This window comes from Janthinobacterium sp., from assembly GCF_009923995.1.
Lineage (GTDB): Bacteria > Pseudomonadota > Gammaproteobacteria > Burkholderiales > Burkholderiaceae_D > Janthinobacterium.
Map to the genome: position 1 here is coordinate 1 of NZ_RFSK01000109.1, position 7601 is coordinate 7601.

The following is a 7601-nucleotide window of genomic DNA, read 5'->3' on the forward strand; positions in this document are numbered from 1 at the left end:
TTGCATGAGGTGCTCCCGTCTGGCTGGTCCACTCAGTTAGACCTCAGCCGTACTGTGAGTTCCCCTATTTATCGAGGACAGAGCCTTTTTTTCACCCTTCGATGCCGCCCGCGACCAGCCCCGCTGCCGCCGCCATGGGCAGCCACAGCAGGGCATCGGCCAGCACCTCGTCCTGCGCCCTGCCGCTGGCCTGGGCCGCCGCCTGCGCGCAGGCAGGCAGGGGCGCGCCGCCGGCCAGCGCCTGCAGCCAAAAGAATTGCCAGGGCTGCAAGTCATGCATGGTGAGCCGGTAATGCAGGCGGGTAATGGCCACGTGGCAGGCTGCCGCTTCCGGCGGGGCCGGCATGGCCTCGCTTGGTGCTGCCTGCATCTGCTGCCAGAAGGCGGCCACGGGGAAGCTCAGGGCCAGCAGCCGCAGACAGGGCGCCACGGCCACCTGCGTCCCTTCGCCCAGCAGCCAGGCCAGCCCGTCGGGCATGGCCTGGCGCGCCCGCTTTTCCAGGCCCGGCGCCCGGCCCGCCTCGCTGCGCGCCCGTTCCAGCCGGGCCAGTTCGACGGGGAAGCGCAAGGCGGCCGCGTTTTCCCCCGCGCCGGGCTGGCTGGCGGCCAGGAAATCGGCAAAGCCGCCGCCCAGGTCGTACAAGGTGGTGGACGTGGAGGGGTGGCGCCAGACGTAGGCGCGCGCAAAGAAGGTGAACAGTTCCTCGCCCATGACGCGGCGCAGGACGGGATAGTCGGCCTGCAGGCATTCAAGCAGGCGCTGCACGTAGCCGTCCGCATACACATGCAGGGGCGCCGGGCTGCCCCGCGCGGCCTTCAGCACCTGTTCCTGTGTCCAGCCGTGGCGCTGCCGCGCCAGCGCCACGCCGCGCGCCGTGCCGCCCGGCGCCGTCATGGCCGTCAGGAACCACGCCTGCAGCTGCGCCAGCGGCGCGGCCTTGTCGTCCACCTCATGCATGGGCAGTCTCCAGGTGAAAACCCAGCGGCGTGGAGACGGCGCCGCCCGCAGCCGTGGCCGCCGCTGCCTCCGCGAACTGGCCCCGCTCGGCAGCGCGCGCCTTGTCCAGTTCCAGCAGCAGTTGCGGATACGGCGGAATGTTCGCATCCCACTCCAGCAGCGCGGACACGCCACCCGTCAGCTGCTGCGCCAGCGCGTACAGGCGCCAGACGGCGGCCGGCACGGGCGCATCGTGCGTATCGATCAGCATGGCGCCGCTGACCGTCGGTCCGGCCAGGTGCAGCTGCACGATGTGCGCGTGGGGCAGCTGGCGGATGTAGGCGGCCGCGTCAAAGCCGTGGTTATGCGCGGACACATGGACGTTGTTCACGTCCAGCAGCAGGCCGCAGCCCGTGTCCTGCGCCAGGCGCCCCAGGAATTCCCATTCCGGCATGCTGGACCGGGCAAATTCCACGTAACTGCTGGGGTTTTCCAGGACCAGGGGACGGCCGAGAAACTCCTGCACCTGGCGCACCCGGCCCGCCACGTGGCGCAGGCTGGCCTCGTCCAGCGGCAGCGGCAGCAAGTCGTGGCTGTTGAGCGAGGCGGCGCCCGTCCAGCACAGGTGGTCGGAGATCCAGGCGGGACGGATCTCGTCGGCCAGCTGGCGCAGCTGGCGCAAATAACCCAGGTTGAGCGGGTCGCTGCTGCCGATGGACAGCGACACGCCGTGCATGACGATGGGCACCTGGGCGGCCACCACGTCCAGCACATGGCGCGCATAGCCGTGGTTGCCGATGAAGTTTTCGCTGATGATCTCGAACCAGTCCACCTGCGGCCCATGTTCGAGGATGTGCGCGTAATGGAGCGGGCGCAGCCCCACGCCCAGGCCCAGGTGCGGCAGGCCCAGGCGCGGGGACGCCGCTGGCTTGGCGGCTGCCTTCATCAGGTCGATGGCGGCAAGGCCAGGCGCAGGTCGGTCGGCGGCGGCGGCGCGCCCACGGGCGTGCCGCGCGCGGCCATCACCTTGCCGTACGCTTCCCAGGCCTTGTCGTAGACGCTGTCGCCCAGCGAGAACGACATGGTCTCGTCCAGCCGGATGTTGTGGTGCTCGGGCGCCGGGCCGAAGTCGTACAGCACCATGGTGGCGGCCTGGGGCGGCGTCTTCTTGGTGGTGTTCGGATACAGCTGCGAGGCCGAGATCGGCACGGCACAGCCGCCGAAGCCGCCGCATTTGTTGTCGCTCGGCGCGCTGTACGGCCCCGTGGGCACGCCGCACAGATTGTCTGCCGTTGCCGCCACCTTGACGCCGTGCCCGCAGTTCGAGCCGCCCGAGTCAAGCTGCGCAAAGCCGCAGCCGCCCTGCGCGTGGCAGCCGTTGGAACCCTTGCACGTATGGTAGACGGCCAGCGCCGCGCACGTGTCCGATGCCTCGCCTTCCAGGTGCATGCCCTGGCAGGCATGGTACAGCACGTCCTTCTCGACCTTCGGCACGCCCGTCGCCAGATTGGGCGCCTGGCCCAGCACGGCCCAGCAGATGGCCATGCGGTCGCCCGCGCCCACCATCGACGGATACGGGAAGGCGGTTTTCTGCTTTTGCCAGTAAGTATCGAGCACGGAGGTGATGCCGTAGATGGCGCCCGTGGCCACCGTGCTCAGCATCGTCAAGGTGTCGCCGCGGTCCTTCAGGCGGTTCAGGGCGCCCGCCACCTGTTCCGGCGCGGGGATATTCTTGGGCGCCGTCAGCGGGTTGTAGCGTTCGTTGGTCAGCATCTTTTCCGTCCAGCGATGGCCTTCCCGGTGCCATTGGGGCCACGTCTTGACGGGCAGCATGTCCTTCACCTTGCCGAAACGCTCGTAATGGTCGAAGGCGGCGCTGTCGTGGCGGGCGTGCGCGTCGCGCGACTCGGCCTTCTGGCCATCGTTGGTGTACGAGGGATAATCGACCTTCAGCGCTTCCAGGTCTTCGCGGTAATCGGGCTTCACGGCCATCAGCTGGGCCTGCAGCCGGCGGCGGTAGCGCGTGATGGCCGTGTCGCTGCCCTCGCCCTGGTCCGTGATGGCCGCCATCATGTCGATGGCCTTGTTGAAGGAGCGGATCTGGCCGCCGTCCTGGTCGTCCGGGCCGAAACAGGTATCGAACTTGGGAAATTCCGCCTGCTCGTGGCCCTCGCCCTTGCTGTTGAACATGTCCTGCTGCACCGAGCCGTTGACGAACAGCTTTTGCCACAGGGTCGCGCCATCCTCGTACTCGATGCTGATGTAGCGCGCATAGCATTCGTACATGTAGCCGATGGTGCCGAACAGGGGCAGGTCATGCACGTGCTTGCCCGGCGTCCAGCCATCGAACGGGACGTCGGGGAAATATTTGGTGTGGTTGTGCTTGTCGAACTCGGCCAGCTGCTCGCGCGCCTGCTCTTCCGGCTGCTCGATGGCCAGGAACAGGTCGCACTGGTTGCTGTTGAGCTCCTCCAGGTTGACGCGCACGTGGCGGTAGCCGGACGTGTCCTGCAGGTCGACGATGTGCGGGATCACCGTGCAATCCTTGCCGTAGCAGGTCCAGCCGTGCTCCAGCGACTGCAGTTCCGAGCCCGTGAAGCACGGCGCCGCGCCGATGGCCGTGGACAGGTTGGCCGCCATCTGCAGGTGCAGCATTTCCTGGATGAAGACGCTGAAGATGACGTTGAAGGCCTTCTGTTCCGGCGTTTCCGGACGCGCCGTGGTGCTCATGCCCGGCCACTGGCGGCCCTCGTAGTAGGTGATGCCCTGCGAGTTGATCTGGTGCGTGCCCTGGATCGAATACATGGTGGCCATGTACAGGGGGATGGTAAACAGTTCGACGCTGACGGCCGCCTGGGCGATGGCGCGCACGGCCGCCGTGTCCGTGGCCAGCATGTCGAGCGGGCGCCGGGTGATGGGCGCCAGTGGACTTCCTAAAACGGGCATTTTCATTCTTGTCTCTCCACAGGATGGATGCGTTTCAGAGGTATGCCCTACCCGCGCCCGGCTGCGTGGCGCTGGATATGGCTGACACATAATACGCCTGGGAAAGATATTTTTGCGACAAGTTTCAATGGCCGCAACGAGAGTTGATTTGCATCAACTTCCCCGCGCGCCGGCCTGGAAAAGCGGCGTTTTTCGGCATCCCGCGATGACAATTGAATAGAATCCGGCCGCCGCGCGCGTGTATAAGGGGCGCGCCGCGCGCCGCCCTCAGGTCACTATCATGATGATAGCCAGCTTGCCGGCGGCGGGAAGGCGCAAACGCCCCATCAATGGCGCTGGATTTCGATCAGCTCGATCTCGAACAGCTTGGGCCACAGTTTCCCCGTCACGAACAGGCGCTTGCCGCGCGCATCCCAGGCGATGCCGTTGAGTACGGCGTCCGGGTTGGCCGTGCCCCGCTGCTCCGGCGGCAGCAAGCCCGTCAGGTCGATCCAGCCCACCACCTTGCCGCTGGCCGGGTCGATGCGGGCGATCACGTCCGCGCCCCACACGTTGGCGAACAGTTGGCCGTCGACCATTTCCAGCTCGTTCAGGCGCTCGATGGGCCGCCCTTCCGCCTTCACGTCGAAACGGCGCACCTCGGCCAGGGTTTTCGGGTTCAGCACGCGGATGGCGGAGGTGCCGTCGCTCATGTAGACGAACTTGCCGTCGCTGGCCAGGCCCCAGCCTTCGCCCTGGTAGCTGAATTTGCGCTTGAGCTTGAACGTCTTCAGGTCGAACACGTAGCCGGTCTGCGAAATCCACGTCAGGCCGAGGATTTCATCACCCACGTCGGTGATGCCTTCGCCAAACACATTCTTGTCGAGCATGCTTTTCTGCAAAACCTTGCCCGTCGTCAACTCGACCTTGCGCAGGGAGGACTGGCCGTTCTGGCCCGTGCTTTCATACAGGTGGCCATCCTTGAACAGCAAGCCCTGGGTGAAGGCCTGGGGGTCGTGCGGATAGGTATTCTTGACGAAATAGCCATACACGGGAATGGCGGCCTGGGCATGGCCCATTTCGCTCATCAGGCCCACGGTGCATAACAATCCCAGCAGCAGTGAGCCGGCGGTGCGTTTGATCTTGGCTGTAACCTTGGCGTTGATGTTCATCTGGTCGGGCGGAAGTTGGCGAGCGCCTATTGTAAACGGGCCGCGTCCGCCATGCGCGCCCTGACGAGATCGAGCCAGGCGCGCGCCGCGAACGACAGGCGCCCGCCCCGGCGCCAGGCCAGCATCAGGTTCCACTCCACGGGCGGGCCGGCCAGGGGAATGACGGCAAACTGCGCGGGCGCCAGGGTGTCGCAATACATCTTCGGCAGCAGGCAGATGCCCACGCCCAGGCGCACCAGCGAGGCGATGAAATCCCACTGGCCGCTGCGGCCCGTGATGCGCGGCGCGAAGCCGGCCCGCTGGCAGGCGTCCAGCACGATGTCGTTCAGGGCGAAGGCGGCGCCATAGAAGATGAAGGGACTGTCGGCCAGCTCGGCCAGGGCCACGCAAGCGCGTCCCTGCCAAGGCGAGCCGGGCGCGGCCAGCAGGCACAGGGGCGAGCGCACGAGGGGCAAGGCGTCGAAATCCTGCCAGGTGGCCGCATTGCCCGGATAGTCGAGCATGGTCCCCAGCTCCACCGTGCCCGTGCGCAGGTCGCGCTCGATGGCTTGCGTGCCGCTTTCATACATCTTCAGCTCGATGCCCGGATAGCGCTGGTGGTACTCGGCCAGCCATGGCGCCAGGGTGGAATGCGTCTGCGGCGACACGCCCACGCGCAATTCGCCCCGCTCCAGCTGCTGCAGGTCGCGCAACTCCACCTTCAGCTCCGCGTGCAGGGCCAGCAGTTCATGCGCGCGCGACAGCACCACCTTGCCCGCGTCCGTCAGGGTAAAGCGCTTGCCCGCTCGGTCCAGCAGGGCCAGGTCCAGCGACTGTTCCAGCTGGGCAATCATCTTGCTGACGGTGGGCTGGGTCACGTGCAGCCTGGCGGCGGCCCGCGTAAAACTGTTCTGCTCGACCACTTCGACGAAGTAGCGCAGGGAGCGGATATCCATGATGCATTCCAATATCGAATGATAATCATGAGTTTAAGTCATTTTATCTTTTGATGTGGGGTCCCTACAATGGAGCCTTCCCCCTGCCGTCAGAAAGCCCGCCGTGAAAGCCCCCGCATTGCACCACCCCGCCCTGCCTCTCCCTGCCTGGCGCCAACCGGCGCGGACGGCGTGGCAGGTCGGCATCCTGATCGCCGCCTGGTGGCTGGCCGACGCGGCCGCTGCCGCCCTGCACCTGCCGTTTTCCGGCGGCGTCGTGGGCCTGTTCGTGCTGGTGGCCCTGCTGCTGGCCGGCTGGGTGCGGCCTGCCGCCATCGAACTGGGCGCGAACTGGCTGCTGGCCAACATGCTGCTGTTCTTCATTCCGCTGGTGGTGTCCGTGGTGCAATTTACGCAGCTGCTGAAGGCGCAGGGGCTGATGCTGTTCGTGAATATCGGCCTGGGCTTTGCCAGCGTGATGCTGGCCACGGCCTTCACCGTGGAATGGGTGTGCCGCTATGAACGCCGGCAGCGCCTGCAGGCGCTGCTGCGCCAGCGCAAGGCGCGGACGGCCGCATGAACACCCTGCTCCTGCCGCTGCTGTTCCTGCTGCTGACCCTGGTGCTGTTCTATGCCAACCAGGCCCTGCACCGCCGCCATCCGCACTTTTTGCTCACGCCCGCCATCTGCACCTCGGCCATTCTGATCGTCATCGTGCAAGCCACGTCGACGCCGTTCGCCACGTATTTCGGCGAAACGCGCTGGCTGCCGTGGCTGCTCGGCCCGGCCACGGTCGCGTTCGCCCTGCCCATCTTCCAGGAGCGCAAGCTGATCCGCAAGCACTGGCTGGCCCTGAGCCTGGGCAGCTGCGCCGGCATCGCGGCCTCGGTCGCCGCCACCTTGCTGCTGGACCGGCTGCTGGGCGTGCACGGCGACATGGCGCGCAGCTTGCTGGCCCGTTCCGTCTCCACGCCGTTCGCGCTGGAAGCATCGCGCCACATGGGCGGCTCGGCCCAGCTGACGGGCATCTTCGTCGTCATGACGGGCCTGTTCGGCCTGATGCTGGGCAAGCCGCTGCTGAAACTGCTGCCCCTGCGCATGCGCATCGCCCGCGGCGCCCCGTATGGCGCGGCCGCGCACGGCTTCGGCCTGTCCGTGGCGCGCAAGGTGGGCACGGAGGAAGGCGCCGTGGCCAGCCTGACGATGATCTTTTCCGGCGTCGTGACGGTGCTGCTGGCCCCGCTGCTGGGACATCTGCTGGGCTAACGCCCCGCCGGCAGCGCCCGCATGCCCTGCACGATCAGGTCGATTCCCGCCAAAAAATCCGCGCGGTCGTCGTGGGCGCGCAACTGCGCCGCCACCTTGCGGGCGAATGGAAACGCCTGCGCATCGAGGCGCGACCAGGCGCCGGCCATGCTGTCGAGAAAATGCGCGCGCTCCAGGCCCTGCCCGCGGGCGATGACGGCATTGGCCGCATTCTGTCCGCTCACGCCCAGCAGATAGTTCAACAGCGCACAGGCCGCCATCCACTGCCGTTCCTGCGGCACGCCCAGCGCGTCCACCTGCCCGCCCAGGCGTTCCAGGATGCGCACGGTGGGCAGCTGGCCCGGCGCGCGCGACAGGGCCGAACCCAGCCATGGATGCGCATCCATG

The 7601-nt window shown here is 67.0% G+C and carries 7 protein-coding genes and 1 pseudogene; 2 read left to right on the forward strand and 6 right to left on the reverse strand.

Annotation, left to right across the window (positions count from 1 at the left end; translation table 11 throughout):
* Positions 1-91: 91 nt before the first annotated feature.
* The 5 genes from EBS11_RS27450 to EBS11_RS27470 form a co-directional block, all read right to left on the reverse strand.
* Positions 92-958 carry a DNA-binding domain-containing protein gene (locus tag EBS11_RS27450; RefSeq protein WP_290608523.1) on the reverse strand — a complete coding sequence of 289 codons (867 nt, stop codon included), beginning with the start codon at positions 956-958 and terminating at the stop codon, positions 92-94.
* A complete protein-coding gene (locus tag EBS11_RS27455) occupies positions 951-1883 on the reverse strand; it encodes a DUF692 domain-containing protein (RefSeq protein WP_290608525.1) in 933 nt (310 codons plus the stop codon). The genes EBS11_RS27450 and EBS11_RS27455 overlap by 8 nt, the downstream gene beginning before the upstream one ends.
* On the reverse strand, positions 1883-3889 hold the full coding sequence (locus EBS11_RS27460) for a ferritin-like domain-containing protein (protein ID WP_290608527.1): 2007 nt from the start codon (positions 3887-3889) through the stop codon (positions 1883-1885). The genes EBS11_RS27455 and EBS11_RS27460 overlap by 1 nt, the downstream gene beginning before the upstream one ends.
* Before the next feature lie 320 nt (positions 3890-4209).
* On the reverse strand, positions 4210-5034 hold the full coding sequence (locus EBS11_RS27465; RefSeq protein WP_290608529.1) for a glutaminyl-peptide cyclotransferase: 825 nt from the start codon (positions 5032-5034) through the stop codon (positions 4210-4212).
* Between the two features lie 26 nt (positions 5035-5060).
* Positions 5061-5969: a LysR family transcriptional regulator gene (locus tag EBS11_RS27470; RefSeq protein WP_290608530.1), complete on the reverse strand. Its 909-nt coding sequence runs from the start codon at positions 5967-5969 to the stop codon at positions 5061-5063.
* Between the two features lie 103 nt (positions 5970-6072).
* On the opposite strand from EBS11_RS27470, the gene EBS11_RS27475 reads away from it, so the two are divergent.
* Together EBS11_RS27475 and EBS11_RS27480 are read left to right on the forward strand one after the other, a co-directional pair.
* Complete coding sequence (locus tag EBS11_RS27475) at positions 6073-6528, forward strand: CidA/LrgA family protein (RefSeq protein WP_290608532.1); 456 nt, start codon at positions 6073-6075, stop codon at positions 6526-6528.
* Positions 6525-7214, forward strand: a complete 690-nt coding sequence (locus EBS11_RS27480; RefSeq protein ID WP_290608534.1) for an LrgB family protein — start codon at positions 6525-6527, stop codon at positions 7212-7214. The genes EBS11_RS27475 and EBS11_RS27480 overlap by 4 nt, the downstream gene beginning before the upstream one ends.
* Here the strand turns inward: EBS11_RS27480 and EBS11_RS27485 are convergent.
* Positions 7211-7601, reverse strand: a pseudogene (locus EBS11_RS27485) (TetR/AcrR family transcriptional regulator); the annotation flags it as partial. The gene EBS11_RS27480 and the pseudogene EBS11_RS27485 sit on opposite strands and share 4 nt — an antisense overlap.

What these genes read in the sequence shown, in the direction of transcription:
- EBS11_RS27460 (WP_290608527.1), bottom strand. Translation starts at nt 3,889, where the DNA reads ATGAAAATGCCCGTTTTAGGAAGTCCACTGGCGCCCATCACCCGGCGC.
- EBS11_RS27465 (WP_290608529.1), bottom strand. Translation starts at nt 5,034, where the DNA reads ATGAACATCAACGCCAAGGTTACAGCCAAGATCAAACGCACCGCCGGC.
- EBS11_RS27480 (WP_290608534.1), top strand. Translation starts at nt 6,525, where the DNA reads ATGAACACCCTGCTCCTGCCGCTGCTGTTCCTGCTGCTGACCCTGGTG.
- EBS11_RS27450 (WP_290608523.1), bottom strand. Translation starts at nt 958, where the DNA reads ATGCATGAGGTGGACGACAAGGCCGCGCCGCTGGCGCAGCTGCAGGCG.
- EBS11_RS27455 (WP_290608525.1), bottom strand. Translation starts at nt 1,883, where the DNA reads ATGAAGGCAGCCGCCAAGCCAGCGGCGTCCCCGCGCCTGGGCCTGCCG.
- EBS11_RS27470 (WP_290608530.1), bottom strand. Translation starts at nt 5,969, where the DNA reads ATGGATATCCGCTCCCTGCGCTACTTCGTCGAAGTGGTCGAGCAGAAC.